Source organism: Cohaesibacter marisflavi (assembly GCF_900115225.1).
Classification (GTDB): Bacteria; Pseudomonadota; Alphaproteobacteria; order Rhizobiales; family Cohaesibacteraceae; genus Cohaesibacter; species Cohaesibacter marisflavi.
The window spans coordinates 45,289-59,866 of the sequence record NZ_FOVR01000015.1 but is presented as its reverse complement, the minus strand read 5'-3'; the positions used below and the strand labels follow the sequence as shown (position 1 = coordinate 59,866).

11 protein-coding genes are annotated in these 14,578 nt (G+C 55.9%); 6 read left to right on the top strand and 5 right to left on the bottom strand.

All coding sequences use genetic code 11. The features are described from left to right. Window positions 1-24: 24 nt before the first annotated feature. Window positions 25-2,184, bottom strand: a complete 2,160-nt coding sequence (locus tag BM258_RS20690) for a malate synthase G (RefSeq protein ID WP_090075189.1) — start codon at window positions 2,182-2,184, stop codon at window positions 25-27. Window positions 2,185-2,451: 267 nt separating this feature from the next. On the opposite strand from BM258_RS20690, the gene BM258_RS20685 reads away from it, so the two are divergent. The 4 genes from BM258_RS20685 to xdhC all read left to right on the top strand — a co-directional run bounded on the left by BM258_RS20685 (window position 2,452) and on the right by xdhC (window position 8,095). Then, window positions 2,452-3,267: a bifunctional allantoicase/(S)-ureidoglycine aminohydrolase gene (locus BM258_RS20685; RefSeq protein WP_210186831.1), complete on the top strand. Its 816-nt coding sequence runs from the start codon at window positions 2,452-2,454 to the stop codon at window positions 3,265-3,267. Between the two features lie 184 nt (window positions 3,268-3,451). Continuing rightward, the gene (gene xdhA / locus BM258_RS20680) at window positions 3,452-4,909 is read left to right on the top strand and encodes a xanthine dehydrogenase small subunit (RefSeq protein ID WP_090075143.1); all 1,458 of its coding nucleotides are present in this window, start codon (window positions 3,452-3,454) and stop codon (window positions 4,907-4,909) included. After that, window positions 4,906-7,266, top strand: a complete 2,361-nt coding sequence (gene xdhB, locus BM258_RS20675) for a xanthine dehydrogenase molybdopterin binding subunit (protein WP_090075142.1) — start codon at window positions 4,906-4,908, stop codon at window positions 7,264-7,266. Before xdhA ends, xdhB begins: the two co-directional genes overlap by 4 nt. Next, window positions 7,259-8,095: a xanthine dehydrogenase accessory protein XdhC gene (gene xdhC / locus BM258_RS20670; protein WP_090075141.1), complete on the top strand. Its 837-nt coding sequence runs from the start codon at window positions 7,259-7,261 to the stop codon at window positions 8,093-8,095. Before xdhB ends, xdhC begins: the two co-directional genes overlap by 8 nt. Before the next feature lie 83 nt (window positions 8,096-8,178). Here the strand turns inward: xdhC and BM258_RS20665 are convergent, their stop codons facing one another. Genes BM258_RS20665 through puuE form a run of 3 tightly spaced genes read right to left on the bottom strand, consistent with a single transcriptional unit; the run spans window position 8,179 to window position 11,630 of the window. After that, window positions 8,179-9,606 carry a uracil-xanthine permease family protein gene (locus BM258_RS20665; RefSeq protein WP_090075140.1) on the bottom strand — a complete coding sequence of 476 codons (1,428 nt, stop codon included), beginning with the start codon at window positions 9,604-9,606 and terminating at the stop codon, window positions 8,179-8,181. Window positions 9,607-9,657: 51 nt separating this feature from the next. Beyond that, a complete protein-coding gene (locus tag BM258_RS20660) occupies window positions 9,658-10,194 on the bottom strand; it encodes an ureidoglycolate lyase (protein ID WP_090075139.1) in 537 nt (178 codons plus the stop codon). Then, a complete protein-coding gene (puuE, locus tag BM258_RS20655) occupies window positions 10,191-11,630 on the bottom strand; it encodes an allantoinase PuuE (RefSeq protein WP_090075138.1) in 1,440 nt (479 codons plus the stop codon). Before puuE ends, BM258_RS20660 begins: the two co-directional genes overlap by 4 nt. Window positions 11,631-11,843: 213 nt before the next feature. On the opposite strand from puuE, the gene uraH reads away from it, so the two are divergent. After that, the gene (gene uraH, locus BM258_RS20650; protein WP_090075137.1) at window positions 11,844-12,197 is read left to right on the top strand and encodes a hydroxyisourate hydrolase; all 354 of its coding nucleotides are present in this window, start codon (window positions 11,844-11,846) and stop codon (window positions 12,195-12,197) included. Window positions 12,198-12,232: 35 nt separating this feature from the next. On the opposite strand, the gene BM258_RS20645 is transcribed toward uraH, so the two are convergent. Beyond that, window positions 12,233-13,162, bottom strand: a complete 930-nt coding sequence (locus BM258_RS20645; protein WP_090075136.1) for a LysR family transcriptional regulator — start codon at window positions 13,160-13,162, stop codon at window positions 12,233-12,235. Window positions 13,163-13,310: 148 nt separating this feature from the next. Between BM258_RS20645 and BM258_RS20640 the strand changes: the two genes are divergently transcribed. Beyond that, on the top strand, window positions 13,311-14,576 hold the full coding sequence (locus tag BM258_RS20640) for a urate hydroxylase PuuD (protein ID WP_090075135.1): 1,266 nt from the start codon (window positions 13,311-13,313) through the stop codon (window positions 14,574-14,576). Window positions 14,577-14,578: the final 2 nt, after the last annotated feature.

Below are 14,578 nucleotides of genomic sequence, written 5' to 3'. Positions count from 1 at the left end.
TAGCCGTTTCCTTTTAGGCTGTATCTAGCTCACCAGCTGTTTAGCCTCTCTGCGGCGGGAGTGTAGCAGCGGCTCGGTATAGCCGCTCGGTTGCTCTCTGCCCTTGAAGACCAGATCACATGCCGCCTGAAAGGCAACAGAGCCATCGAAATTGCCACCCATCGGGGTGTAGGCAGGATCCCCTGCATTCTGCCCGTCCACAATCAACGCCATGCGCTTCATGGTTTCCAGAACCTGATCGGCGTCGACCAACTCATGATAGAGCCAGTTGGCGACATGCTGGCTGGAAATGCGCAAGGTGGCGCGGTCTTCCATCAGGCCCACATTGTTGATGTCAGGTACTTTGGAGCAGCCTATGCCCTGATCAATCCAGCGTACCACATAGCCCAGAATACCCTGCAGGTTGTTATCCAGCTCTTTCTGGATGGTCTCGGCATCCAGCTCGCGCAGGCCCAGCAGAGGCACTGTGAGAATTTTGTCCAGATCCGCACGAGGACGGGAATTGAGACTGTCCTGAACCGAAGCCACATTGACCTGATGATAATGAGTGGCGTGCAAAGTGGCTGCTGTGGGCGAGGGCACCCAGGCGCAGCTTGCACCGGCTTTCGGATGGCCAATCTTACTGTCCATCATGTCCGCCATTTCGTCGGGCTTGGCCCACATACCCTTGCCGATCTGCGCCTTGCCCTTGAGGCCGGTTTCCAGACCAATATCGACGTTCCAGTCCTCATAGGCCGCGATCCATGGCTGGGCCTTGATTTCGTCCTTGGGAAGGAAGGGCCCCAACTCCATCGAAGTGTGGATTTCATCGCCGGTGCGATCCAGAAAACCGGTATTGATGAAGACGATGCGATCCTTCACAGCGCGGATGCATTCCTTGAGGTTGATCGTCGTGCGGCGTTCTTCATCCATGACGCCGATCTTGAGTGTGTTGCGCGGCAGCGAGAAGGCATCTTCCACCTGACAGAAGAGATCCTCTGCAAAGGCAACCTCTTCAGGACCGTGCATCTTGGGTTTGACGATATAAATGCTGCCGGTGCGGCTGTTGCCCTTGCGCTTGAGATCATGCAGCGCACAGGCGGTCGTGATGAAGGCATCCATGATGCCTTCGAAGATAGCCTTGCCCGAGCAGTCCAGAATGGCGTCATTGGTCATCAGATGGCCGACATTGCGCACCAACAAAAGGCTGCGACCATGCAGGGTCAGTGGTTTGCCATCAGGGGCAACGTAGGTGCGGTCCGGATTGAGGGTTCGGGTCATCATGTGCCCGTTCTTCTCAAAACTGTCCTTGAGGTCACCTTTCATCAGGCCAAGCCAGTTGCGGTAGGCCAGACATTTATCCTCGGCATCAACCGCAGCAACGGAATCCTCACAATCCTGAATGGTACTGATTGCGGATTCGATAATGATGTCTTTCACGCCAGCAGAGGAGAGCTTGCCGATCGGGTGCCCCTTGTCGATATGCAATTCGATATGCAGGCCATTGTTTTTCAGCAGAAACAATCTATCGTCAACATGGCCGGCATATTGGGATGCATCGCCAAGAGTTGTAACGTTGCCATCGGCAAAACTGGCAGACAGAGTGCTTTTATCTGCGCTAAGGGCATAAACGACTACATCGGCATGCGACCCCGTTGCCAGAGGTACGGCTTCGTCCAGAAAGGTACAAGCCTTTGCAATGACGGCGCGTCCGCGGGCTTCATTGAGGCTTTTTCCCGGCGCGAGATCGCCTGATTGATCAAGGGCGTTGGTGCCATAAAGGGCATCATACAGGCTACCCCAACGGGCGTTGGCAGCATTGAGTGCAAAGCGGGCATTCATCACTGGCACAACCAACTGCGGCCCGGCCAGCGTGGCGATCTCTTCATCCACATTAGCTGTTGTGATTTCAAAATCCTCGCCTTCAGGGAGCAAATAGCCGATATCTTCAAGAAAATCGCGATAGAAGCCCTGATTGAAGGCATGTCCGCTGTTGCCCTTGCACCAGGTGTCAATCTGTTGCTGCATCGCATCGCGCTTGGCCAGAAGCTCGATATTTCTCGGCGTCAGCAAACGGACCGTATCGGAAAGACTTTTCCAGAAGATGCCGGAATCCACACCGGTGCCGGGTAGAATTTCCTTTTCCACCAGAGCGCAAAGCGCCGGATCTACCCGTAATCCAAATTTATCCAATCTACTGGTCATTTTCTTGGTCCTGCTGCAATCGAGAGTATGAGTTGGCGTGACGCGAACCGCCCGGTTCTGCGGTGCGCGATTATGAACGGAACTGTTCTCTTCTGAAAAGGCGAAAATTTCATTTATTTTATCAAATTTCAAGAAGATGCTTCTTTCCAAAGCAGCGATCATCGTGGTTGGCAAAAAGAGGTTGAGACTGTTTGATGAAGGCAGCTTTGAACCGCGATCTATGATGGCCTATTCGGGCATAGATGTGAAGGAAGGGACCGCATGTCCTTGCAAAAATACCACATTCCAAAGGGTGGATTGCCACCTCAGTCACAGCTTTTAACCGACAAGGCTGTCTTTACCCCAAGCTATGCGGTTATTCCGCATGGGACCATGCGGGATATCGTCTGCAGCCAACTGCCCTTCTGGCGCGGTATGCGCATGTGGGTGTTGGCCCGCCCCATGTCCGGTTTTGCCGAGAGCTTTTCCCATTATATTGTCGAGCTGGAAGAAGGGGGCGGTTCAGACCGACCCGAAACCGATGCCAGCGCCGAAGCGGCACTGTTTGTGGTTGGTGGCGCCATTGTTCTGAATGTTGCAGGAGAAGAGCAGACGCTAGAAGAGGGCGGCTTTGGTTTTATCCCCGCAGGCACAGACTGGACGATCAGGAATGCGGGCAAGGCACCCGCCGTCTTTCACTGGTTCCGCAAGGCCTATGTGGCGGTAGACGGGCTATCAGCGCCAGACCCCATTTTCGCCAACGAGAAAGACATTGCCCCTATCCCCATGCCCAAGACCGAGGGCAAATGGGCGACAACCCGTTTCATGGATCCTGAGGATATGAGCCATGACATGCATATCACCATCGTGACCTTCGAGCCCGGCGCGGTCATTCCTTTCATGGAGACCCATGTCATGGAACATGGCCTTTATGTGCTGGAGGGCAAGGCGGTCTACAAACTCAATCAGGATTGGGTGGAAGTCGAGGCCGGGGACTATATGTGGCTGAGAGCTTTCTGCCCGCAGGCCTGCTATGCGGGGGGGCCGGGCAAGTTCCGCTATCTGCTTTATAAGGATGTAAACCGGCACATGCCTTTTAAATGATGCCAATAAGGCATCAGTTGCATGGTGTTTGTTCCATATTTTTTGTAAAATCCTGAAACTGTCGTAGCTTTTTCGGCATTCACGAAAGAATGTCGGTAGACTAGAGTTGTTATTGCCCAATTGCTGATCATTAGATTGTTTTGCGTAGATTCTGGGCATTCCATCTTGTCTGGAGGTTCAGGTTATGCCGTCAATTCGCAAAGACATCCGCTTCTGGCTCAATGATGAGCTGATCACCCTTGATCAGTGCTCGCCAACGGAGACATTGCTCGATTATTTGCGGCTTGAAAGACGTCTGATCGGAGCCAAGGAAGGATGCGCAGAAGGCGATTGCGGCGCATGCACCATTCTTGTGGGGCGGCTTTTTCAAGGCACTCTCATGTATGAGGCCGTCAATGCCTGCATTCGCTTTCTGCCCAGCCTTGATGGATGCCATGTGGTAACCGTTGAAGCACTGAAGGATGAAGACGGTGGACTGCATCCCGTGCAGCAGGCCATGGTGGATCATCACGGCAGCCAGTGTGGCTTCTGCACGCCGGGCATCGTGATGTCCCTTTATGCACTCTGGATGACCAACCCCGAACCGGGGCGATGCCAGATCGAAGAGGCGCTGCAGGGCAATCTCTGCCGCTGCACCGGCTACGCCCCCATTATCAGGGCTGCCGTTGCTATCAGCGATTACGGCTCTCCGCTCTCCGATTGGCTGGAGCGGGAAAGAAAGACCAATTTCAAACGGCTCATCGATTTGCATGACGGCGCCCGCGTGGTGTTGGAGGCAGAAGGAAAACGCGCCATCCTGCCCGCCAATCTGGATGATTTCTCCCATGTGCGTCTTGAAGAACCTCATGCCACAATCGTGGCAGGCAGCACGGATGTTGGCCTATGGGTGACCAAAGAGATACGGGATCTGCATACGCTGATCTTCATTGCCCATCTGGAAGATATGAAGGCGGTCATCTGCTCGCAATCGCACATCACCATCGGAGCGGGAGTGACTTATAGCGAGGCAAAGCAGGCCATGAGCGGATATTTCCCGCATCTGGATGCCTTCTGGACCCGGATCGCCGGTCCGCAGATCCGCAATATGGGCACGATCGGTGGCAACATCGCCAATGGCTCGCCCATAGGAGACATGCCGCCTGTGCTGATTGCGCTCGGGGCAGATCTTGTTCTGCGCAAAAGCTGGGAGCAACGCATCATCCGGCTCGAGGACTTCTTTATCGATTATGGTAAACAGGATCGCTGGGAGGGGGATTTTGTTGAAGCCATTCGTATTCCCATCCCCGCACCAGATAGCCTGCACGGGGTCTACAAGGTTTCCAAGCGGCGCGATGAGGACATTTCCTCGTTGTGTGCGGCCTTTTATCTTGGCATTACGGATGGCCTGATCACCAAGGCCCGTATCGCCTTTGGCGGCATGGCTGCAACACCCAAACGGGCAGCCGAAGCGGAACGCACCCTCAAGGGCAAGCCCTTCACGCGCGAAACCATGTTGGCAGCCGCTGACTGCCTGCCTCTGGATTTCCAGCCCATCAGCGATATGAGGGCGAGCGCGGACTATCGCATGCGCGTTGCCAAGAATCTGTTCGAACAATTCTGGCATGACAAACAGGGGACGATGCCTCTGGAGGCCGCTGAATGAAACAGGATATCAAGACCGAAGACGCAATCCGCGGACAAGTGCATAAGAATCTCCCCCATGAATCGGCGCAAAAGCATGTCAGCGGACAGGCCGACTATACCGATGACACCCGTGAACCCATTGGCACATTGCATGCCTATCTGGGCTTGAGCGATGTAGCGCACGCCAAGCTTGTCGATATCGATTTGAACGCCTGTCTAGCCATGGAAGGTGTGGTTGGAGTAATCACCGCCAAGGATATCATTGCTCCGGGCTATAATGACATCAGCGCCAACCATCTGGATGATGAACCGGTGTTCCCCACCGATGAGATCGAGTTTCTCGGTCAGCCCCTGTTTGCCGTGGTCGCCCGCTCACGAGCTGAAGCACGCAGGGCTGCGAGGGAAGCCAAGATAACCTGTGAGCCCCTACCTGCACAGATAGACGCGCTTGAGGCCAAAGAAGCCGGATATCCCTATGTTGCCAAGCCGCTCAAGCTGGAGCGGGGCGATGTGATCAAGGGGTTTGCCGGAGCTACCAACCGGATCAAGGGCCAGATGCGGATCGGTGGGCAGGATCATATGTATCTGGAAGGCCAGATTGCCTTTGCCCTTCCCGGGGAAGATGAGGATATGCTCATCCGCACCTCTACCCAGCATCCAAGCGAAGCCCAGCATATGGTTGCGCAGGTGCTCGGTATCCCGTCCCATTCCGTGACGGTTGAGGTGCGACGCCTTGGCGGTGGCTTTGGCGGCAAAGAATCGCAGATGAATATCTTCTGTGTTGTCGCTGCCCTTGCCGCACGCAAATTTGGCCAACCGGTCAAGATCCGCCCGGATCGGGATGATGACATGACGGCCACCGGCAAGCGCCATGATTTTGTCGTCGACTATGATGTTGCCTTTGATGAGGACGGAGTGATTGCTGCCGTGGAGGGCGATTTTATGGCGCGCTGTGGATATGCCGCCGACCTGTCCGGTCCGGTGACGGATCGTGCGCTGTTCCACGCCGACAACGCCTATTTCTACCCCAATGTGCTGCTGCGCTCTCATCCGATGAAAACCAACACCGTGTCCAACACCGCCTTTCGTGGCTTTGGGGGGCCGCAAGGGGTGGTCGTTGCCGAGCGGATGATCGAGGAAATCGCCTTCGCACTGGGCAAGGATCCGCTGGAAGTGCGCAAGGCCAATTTCTATGGCGATGCCGGTCGGGATCTGACGCCCTACCATCAGCAGGTGGAAGACAATATCCTGCCGCGCCTCATCGAGGAGATGGAGGCCAAGTCCGACTATCAGGCCCGCCGCGTCGATATTCTGACCTATAACGCCAAGGCCAACGCCAGCCACGGGCTTTGTCGCAAGGGGCTGGCGCTGACACCGGTCAAATTCGGCATTTCTTTTACCGCCACCCACTTCAATCAGGCCGGCAGCCTCATTCACGTCTATTCCGACGGCTCGATCCAGCTCAACCATGGCGGCACGGAGATGGGGCAGGGGCTCAACACCAAGGTGGCACAGGTGGTGGCCGATGCCTTTCAGGTTGACATCGAGCGGATCAAGATCACCAGCACGACCACCGAAAAGGTGCCCAACACATCCGCCACGGCGGCCTCGTCCGGCTCAGATCTCAATGGTATGGCCGCGCTTGATGCGGTCAATCAGATCAAGGGGCGGCTGGTGGCCTTTCTCTGCGAGAAATGGGATGTGGCAGAGGATGAGATTGCCTTTCTGCCCAACCGGGTGAAGATCGGTGAAAAGCTTCTCTCGTTTGATGAAGTCATCAAGCAGGCCTATCTGGCGCGCGTGCATCTTTCCGCCGCCGGTTTTTACAAGACTCCCAAGATCCATTGGGATCGGGACAAGGGGCAGGGACGGCCTTTCTTCTATTTCGCCTATGGTGCAGCGGTTTCGGAAGTGACCGTCAATCGCCTGACGGGGGAATATGTCATTGATCGCACCGATATCATCCATGATGTGGGCAAGTCGCTTAACCCGATACTGGATCAGGGACAGGTGGAAGGCGCCTTCGTGCAAGGCATGGGCTGGCTGACCACCGAGGAGCTTTGGTGGGACAAGGACGGGCGGCTCAGAACCCATGCGCCCAGCACCTACAAGATCCCGTTGGCCAGCGATATTCCTCGTATTTTCAATGTTGAACTGGCCGAGTGGTCCCAGAATGCCGAACGCACAATCAAACGCTCCAAGGCGGTAGGCGAACCGCCCTTCATGTTAGCGATTTCCGTGCTGGAAGCTCTTTCCATGGCTGTGGCCAGCGTGGCCGATTATAAAATCTGTCCAAGGCTGGATACGCCCGCAACGCCGGAGCGTGTTTTGTTGGCCATCGACAAGCTGATGGAAAAGGGGCGCTGCGATGGCTAAGGGGCTGGCGCATTTCCTTGAGGCTGCGAGAGTGGTGAAAGTTTCCCTTGGCGCGATCAAGGGCTCCACGCCGCGCGAAGCCGGTGCATCGCTTTATGTGTCTGCGGGTGGTTTGCATGGCACCATCGGTGGCGGTCAGCTGGAATATATCGCCATTGATGAAGCCCGGCGTATGCTGACCCGTGGTGAAGCGAACAAACAGATGGATGTGCCGCTTGGCCCCGAAATCGGTCAATGCTGCGGAGGGGCGGTGTCGCTCCATTTCACGCAGATGGATGAGGCGCTGAAAGCGGACGAAATCGCTTCCGAACAACGGCAACGGGAAGCCCAGCCCCATGTCTATATCTTTGGTGCCGGGCATGTGGGGCGCGCGCTTGCAAGGGCGCTGCACCTTATCCCCGTAAAGCCAATCCTCATCGATAGCCGCGCAGAGGAATTGGCGTTGGTGGATGTGCCCGTAGAGCAACGCCTCGCGGCCCTGCCCGAAGCAGAGATTCGCACGGCTCCGCCGGCGAGCGCCTATCTGATCCTGACCCATGATCATGCCCTTGATTTCCTGCTGGCTCGTGAAGCGCTTGGGCGCAAGGACGCGGCCTATGTCGGCATGATCGGGTCCAAGAGCAAGCGGGCCACCTTCAGCCATTGGCTGAAGCGCGAAGAGCCAACTCTTGCTGCAAACCGGCTTGCCGCACTGATCTGCCCCATCGGGGCGCATGAGATGGTCCGCGACAAGAGGCCAGAGGTGATTGCGGCCATGGTCGCCGCCGAACTGCTCACCGTTCTGTTGCCCGCAAAGCTGAGTGAAGAGTCTCAGTCCGAGCAGCCCTGAAATTCCCACGGCATCATCAAGGCAATAAAAAAGCCCACCGAGATCTCGGCGGGCTTTTGATTTTCAATATTCAAATGTTGCGATCACTCGCCGGGCTGAACTTCCGGATTGTGACCGGCCATGCCACCGGAGACCTCTTCGGTGGATTCCGCAGCCAGCTCTTCTGGCAGGATCAGATTGAGCACGACAGCAATCAGAGCCGCAGGCAACAGACCAGAGGTCAGCAGCACCTTCAGGGTGCCTGGAACATATTGCAAGGCGCTTGGCTCCAACTGCAGACCCAGACCAACAGACAAGGCAATGGCGAAGATCACCATGTTGCGGCGGTTCCAGTTGACGTCAGCCAGCATGGAGATACCGGACGCCACGACCATGCCGAACATCACGACAACGCCGCCGCCGAGCACTTCAATCGGAATGGTGCGGATGAGGCTGCCCACTTTCGGGACGAGGCCGCAGATGATCAGGAAGATCGCACCGAAGGTGACCACATGGCGGCTCATGACGCCGGTGATGGCAACCAGACCCACATTCTGTGAGAAGGAGGTGTTTGGCAGTCCACCGAAGATACCGGCCACAGCTGTGCCCAGACCGTCGGCATAAGTTGCACCGGCGATTTCCTTGTCGGTTGCTTCACGGCCAGCACCACCCTTGGTAATGCCGGAGACATCGCCCACGGTTTCAATGGCGGAAACAACAGCCATCAGACAGAAACCGATGATGGCAGCAAAGGACATTTCAAAGCCATATTTGAACGGCATCGGCAGAGCGAAGGCGGAAGCATTGTTCCAGGAGCCGGCAATGGCGGCTGGAGACAGTTTGCCAATGCCGATGGCAAAGACATAACCGGCAATGAGGCCGAGAAGAACGGCCGAAATGGCCCACATGCCACGCGCATAGAATTTAAGGCCGAGCGTGACGAGGATCACAACCGCAGCACAGGCCCAGCTGGTGAGCGTGCCGAATTCAGGCTTGCCAACCATATGGGCGCCACCTGCAGAATATTGAATGCCGACCTTGATCAGTGCCAGACCGATCATCATGACCACAAGGCCCGTGACCAATGGCGGCAGGGCAAAGCGGATCTTGCCGATGAACAGGCCAAGGAAGGCATGAAACAGGCCGCCGACGAAAATGCCCGTATAGAGCGCCGCCATGCCATCAATGCCCTTGCCAGCAACCAGTGGAATCATCACGGGCAGGAAGGCAAAGCTGGTGCCCTGAACTACAGGCAGCGCCGCGCCCACAGGCCCAAGCGTGATGGTTTGCAGCAGGGTTGCCACGCCAGCAATCAGCATGGACATCTGGATCATGTAAAGCAGCTCTGGAAAGTCCGGGCTGTTTGAGCCAAAGCCAAAGCCGGCAGCCCCTGCGACGATGATCGCGGGCGTCACGTTGGCGATGAACATCGCCAGAACATGCTGGATGCCCAAAGGAATGGCCTTGAGCAATGGTGGTGTGTAATTTGGATCCCGGAGCTGCTCCGGAGTGCCGATTGAACTGTTCTTCATCATGTTACCCCTCAACGGATGTTGTCTTTCCTCCGGTGACTTCTTGTCTTATTATTTTGATTGCTTCTGTTTTTTTGTCTTTGGGCTCGTGGCCACCCAATAGGGTTCCTCGAACCAGTATTCTTCAAGATTGTCCGCGTTACCGATCCGGTCGACCACGGCAAAGAGCCCCGGTGCCTTGAGCGGCGTCAGCACGCCATGCCAGACATTGCGGTAAAAATTAATGCCCTGTCCGGGGTTTGTTTCAAAGGCCAGTGGCCTGCCGGGCTTGCCCCCTTCATCAGGCGCCACGATCACCAGAAAGGCATTCATGCTCATGGGCAGGAAGGCTTGTGAGCCGAGCGGATGGCGCTCGACCATCTCGAGGCAATAGGGAAGGGACCGCGGCTGGGCATCAAACAGCGAAATACCAGCGCGACCGTCCTCATCTCCGCTGGCAACAAAATCCAGCTCGGCCAGATCATGATAGCGCCCGCAAAAACCCTGATTGATGATCTTCGTGGGGGCGCCGTTCGCCTCCAGAATATCACCAAAGGGTGCGAAGGCTTCCGCGCTCAGCGGAGCAATCATGATGGCCTCATCGCTCATCGCGCGCCTCCTGTAAGGCTATCGCTCACGCGATAGAAGGCGATGCGCTCGACCTGTTTGCAAGCGGTGGCAAATTCGGTGTCGCTGTCATTCTCGATGCGCTGGGTAAAGGCCTCAAGGATGCTGGCCTTGTCATGGTCGCGCACGGCGATGATGAAAGGAAAGCCATGTTTGTCCATATAGGTCTTGTTCATGGCCATGAACTGGGCACGCTCTTCGTCGGAAAGCACATCAAGCCCGGCGCTGGCCTGTTCAGAGGTGGAGTCTGCTGTCAATTGCTTGGCTGCGGCCAGTTTGCCTGCCAGATCCGGATGAGCCTTGAGAACCGACAGCTTTTCTTCTTTCGAAGACGCGCGGAAGGCGCGGCAGAGCGCGCTGTGCAGGCCGACGGCCGTATCATGACTAGGGCCAAGCTCAAGGGCAAAGGCGCGCTCGGCGATCCATGGGCTATGCTCAAAGATGCCGCCGTAAAGAGAGACAAAGCGGGTTTCGTCCATCTGGCTGGGGCGTTCGAAGCGAACGGGTGGATGGGCCTCTTGCCAATGGCGGGCAATATCGATGCGGCGGGCAAACCAGACATCGCCTTTCGACTGCGCATACTCCATGAAACGCTTGAGCGCCATGACCCGTCCTGGCCGCCCCACGAGGCGACAATGCAGGCCGATATTCATCATCTTGGGTGTTCCGGCCTCGCCTTCCTCATAAAGGCAATCGAACGTGTCCTTGAGATAGGCAAAATACTGGTCGCCGGAGTTGAAGCCTTGCGCCGTTGCAAAGCGCATGTCGTTGCAGTCGAGCGTATAGGGGATCAAAAGCTGGTCCCGCTCTCCCGCCTCAATCCAGTAAGGCAGATCATCGTCATAGATATCGGAGATATAATCGAAGATGCCAATCTCGCTGGCGAGCGTCACGGTGTTGTCCGAGCAACGGCCCGTATACCAACCGAGAGGTTTGGCGCCCGTGACCTCCTCATGCAGACGAATGGCCTCCAGCATGTCGGCTTTTTCGTTTTCCGGGTCGGCGTCTTTATACTCGATCCACTTCAGGCCGTGGCTGGCAATTTCCCAGTCGGCTTCCTGCATGGCTGCGACTTGCTCGGGGCTGCGTGCCAAAGCTGAAGCCACACCATAAACTGTGGCTGGAATGCCCATGGAGGTGAACAGGCGATGAAGGCGCCAGAAGCCAGCGCGCGCGCCATATTCATAGATGGATTCCATGTTCCAATGACGCTGGCCGGGCCATTGGGCTGCACCCACGATTTCAGATAGGAATGCTTCGGAAGCTGCATCGCCATGAAGAATGCAGTTTTCACCGCCTTCTTCATAGTTGATCACAAATTGCACGGCAATCTTTGCGCCGCTGGGCCAGCGGGCTGCGGGTGGGGTTGGTCCGTAGCCGGACATATTGCGCAAATATCGTGTCGACGTCTTATTCATTTTGGTTCCTTGCGGCTCCTTAATTCCATTTCCTTCTATAGCATTAAAATATGATCACATTTTCTTGAAATTCCGATAGGTATTTATGCATAATGAAGGAGTGTATTCAAAATGGATGCTATTATGATGCAATTCCATATGCTTGCGCGCAATGCGTGAGGGGCGCAAACCGGCGCTCGTGTAAACGAAAAGATGAAGCAAGGATGGTGATAAATGGCGGGATATCTAACAACCCACATATTGGATACGGCGCGCGGGTGCCCTGCAGTGGGCATGGCCATTGAGCTTTATCGGCTTGAGGGAGAGACTCGCACGTTGCTGGCAACCAAAATCACCAATGAAGATGGTCGTACAGATGGGGCCATCCTGCCGAGAGAAGAGTTCTCACCCGGCATCTATGAGCTTGTTTTCTATGCAGGAGCCTATCTTGATGAGGCAGAGGGGATGCAGAAGGAGCCGCGCTTTCTGGACACTATTCCCATCCGCTTCGGTATGAGCGAAGAAAGCCACTATCATGTGCCGCTGCTGCTTTCCCCCTATGGCTATTCCACCTATCGGGGCAGTTAGCCAGTACGGAATGCGCAGGCAGAAGGCGTCTCACGCTAGTCGGTCTGTTGTTCTTTTTCCTGCTCGGCCAGCACTGTGCGAATATGGCCTGCGATGAAGTCGATAAACAGGCGAATCTTGGGGTCCTGCCGCCGACGATGAGAATAAAGGCAGGCCATCTGGATCGGGATTGGCGGCGTCTGGGTCAGGATCGGTACCAGCTGACCGGTGCGTAAATAGTGCAAAACTTCAAATTCCGGCTTCAGAATGATGCCATGACCATGCAGCGCCCAGTCCGTCAGCACGTCGCCGTCGTCTGATTCGAACGGGCCGGATACGGCAAAGCGCTTTACGCCATCTTCGGTCTGCAAGGGCCATTGAAACTCCGGCGCACCGGGATAGCGCAGATTGAGGCAGGCATGATCCGGTCCGGCCAGCGCTTCACCATTCTCTGGTTCACCATGGGTTTCGATATAGGAGGGAGAGGCACAGAGCACACGGCGGCAATCGGCGATCTTGCGAATCCGCAGGTTGGAATCCTCAGGCACACCAAGGAAGAAGGCCACGTCCAGTCCCTCGGCAGCCACATCCAGCTTGCGATCTGAAAGGCGCATGCGCACATCGATGAGCGGGAATTGTTTCTTGAAGTCCGGCACGGCAGGGGCCACCAGCCGTCGCCCGATGCCAAGGGGGGCAGACACATGAATGGAGCCGCGCGGTTTGAGTGTAACACTGGAAACGAGCGCTTCGGCTTCCTCGATGGTTTCAAGGATGCGGCAGGCGCCAGGATAGAACAGTTTGCCCTGCTCGGTCGGGGTCAACATGCGGGTTGTGCGCTGGAACAGACGCACATTGAGATGGTCTTCCAGCTGTGAAATGCGGGCCGAAGCCACGGCGGGCGAAATCCGCTGGTCGCGGGCGGCAGCCGACATGGAGCCAAGTTCAAAAACACGAACGAAGGTTTTAATATTATCAAAATAGGACATGGCGTATGGCCATCGCTTTTTCTTGTTTTTTTTGAATCTGATCAGTCTTTTTCTTCATACCAGAAAATACGACGCTGCAATAGAGTGACAAAAAGGCCTTATAGAGGTCGCCAGAGGGGGAGCAAAAGATTGAATTTGGAGTTTTGGGATGCTTGATTTTGACTTGTTGCAACCGCTCATCTGGTCCTGGCTGGAATTTGCCGTCCGCTGGACCCATGTGATCACCGCGATCGCCTGGATTGGATCGAGCTTTTATTTTATCGCGCTGGATCTGGGCTTGCGCAAGGCCCCCAATCTGCCGGTCGGCGCCCATGGCGAAGAATGGCAGGTGCATGGCGGCGGCTTCTACCATATCCGCAAGTTCCTCGTTGCGCCCGAGCATATGCCCGAGCATCTGACTTGGTTCAAATGGGAGAGCTATTCCACCTGGCTGTCCGGTGCGGCGCTGCTCATGGTGACCTATTGGGCCGGAGCCAATCTGTTTCTGATCGACCAGTCCAAAATGGAGCTGGAGGTCTGGCAGGCCGTTCTCATTTCCGCCGGTTCCCTGACCATCGGCTGGCTGGTTTATGATTTCCTCTGCAAATCAAGCCTTGATGCAAAGCCGACGCTTTTGATGGTTTTGCTGTTTGTGCTGCTGGTGGCCATGGGCTGGGGCTATAATCATGTCTTCACCGGACGCGCCGTGCTGCTGCATCTGGGGGCCTTCACCGCGACCATCATGACGGCGAATGTGTTCTTCATCATCATTCCCAATCAGAAGATCGTGGTGGCCGACCTCAAGGCAGGCCGCACGCCGGACCCCAAATATGGCAAGATCGCCAAGCTGCGCTCGACCCATAACAACTATCTCACCCTGCCGGTGATCTTCCTGATGCTATCCAATCACTATCCGCTGGCCTTTGCCTCGCCCTATAACTGGGTGATCGCGGCGCTGGTGTTCCTGATGGGTGTCACCATCCGGCATTGGTTCAACACCCGCCATGCCCGCAAGGGCAACCCTTACTGGACCATACCGGCAACCATTGTTCTGTTCCTTGCGATTGTCTGGATTTCGCTCATTCCGACCATCTATGAAAGCGATGAGGACTATATGGATGAGGAGCAAGAACTCAGCCAAACGCTCTCTGATTATGAAATGAAATATGCCAATGCGGCAGGCTTTGAAGAGGTGACCGATATCGTCATTAGCCGCTGCTCCATGTGCCATGCAGACGAAGTGGCGTGGGAAGGCATCGGCACTGCGCCCCGCGGCATTCACCTCGACAATGAGACACGCATTATTCGAGCTGCGCGGGAAATCTATATCAATGCGGGCGCAACCAACGCCATGCCGCCGGCTAATGTGACCTTCATGGAGCCGGAAGAGCGCCGGACGATCATCAACTGGTACAAGGCTGCGCAAAAAGGCTAAGC

What these genes read in the sequence shown, in the direction of transcription:
- xdhC (WP_090075141.1), top strand. Translation starts at nt 7,259, where the DNA reads ATGGCTAAGGGGCTGGCGCATTTCCTTGAGGCTGCGAGAGTGGTGAAA.
- uraH (WP_090075137.1), top strand. Translation starts at nt 11,844, where the DNA reads ATGGCGGGATATCTAACAACCCACATATTGGATACGGCGCGCGGGTGC.
- BM258_RS20665 (WP_090075140.1), bottom strand. Translation starts at nt 9,606, where the DNA reads ATGAAGAACAGTTCAATCGGCACTCCGGAGCAGCTCCGGGATCCAAAT.
- BM258_RS20645 (WP_090075136.1), bottom strand. Translation starts at nt 13,162, where the DNA reads ATGTCCTATTTTGATAATATTAAAACCTTCGTTCGTGTTTTTGAACTT.
- BM258_RS20660 (WP_090075139.1), bottom strand. Translation starts at nt 10,194, where the DNA reads ATGAGCGATGAGGCCATCATGATTGCTCCGCTGAGCGCGGAAGCCTTC.
- BM258_RS20690 (WP_090075189.1), bottom strand. Translation starts at nt 2,184, where the DNA reads ATGACCAGTAGATTGGATAAATTTGGATTACGGGTAGATCCGGCGCTT.
- xdhB (WP_090075142.1), top strand. Translation starts at nt 4,906, where the DNA reads ATGAAACAGGATATCAAGACCGAAGACGCAATCCGCGGACAAGTGCAT.
- BM258_RS20640 (WP_090075135.1), top strand. Translation starts at nt 13,311, where the DNA reads ATGCTTGATTTTGACTTGTTGCAACCGCTCATCTGGTCCTGGCTGGAA.
- puuE (WP_090075138.1), bottom strand. Translation starts at nt 11,630, where the DNA reads ATGAATAAGACGTCGACACGATATTTGCGCAATATGTCCGGCTACGGA.
- xdhA (WP_090075143.1), top strand. Translation starts at nt 3,452, where the DNA reads ATGCCGTCAATTCGCAAAGACATCCGCTTCTGGCTCAATGATGAGCTG.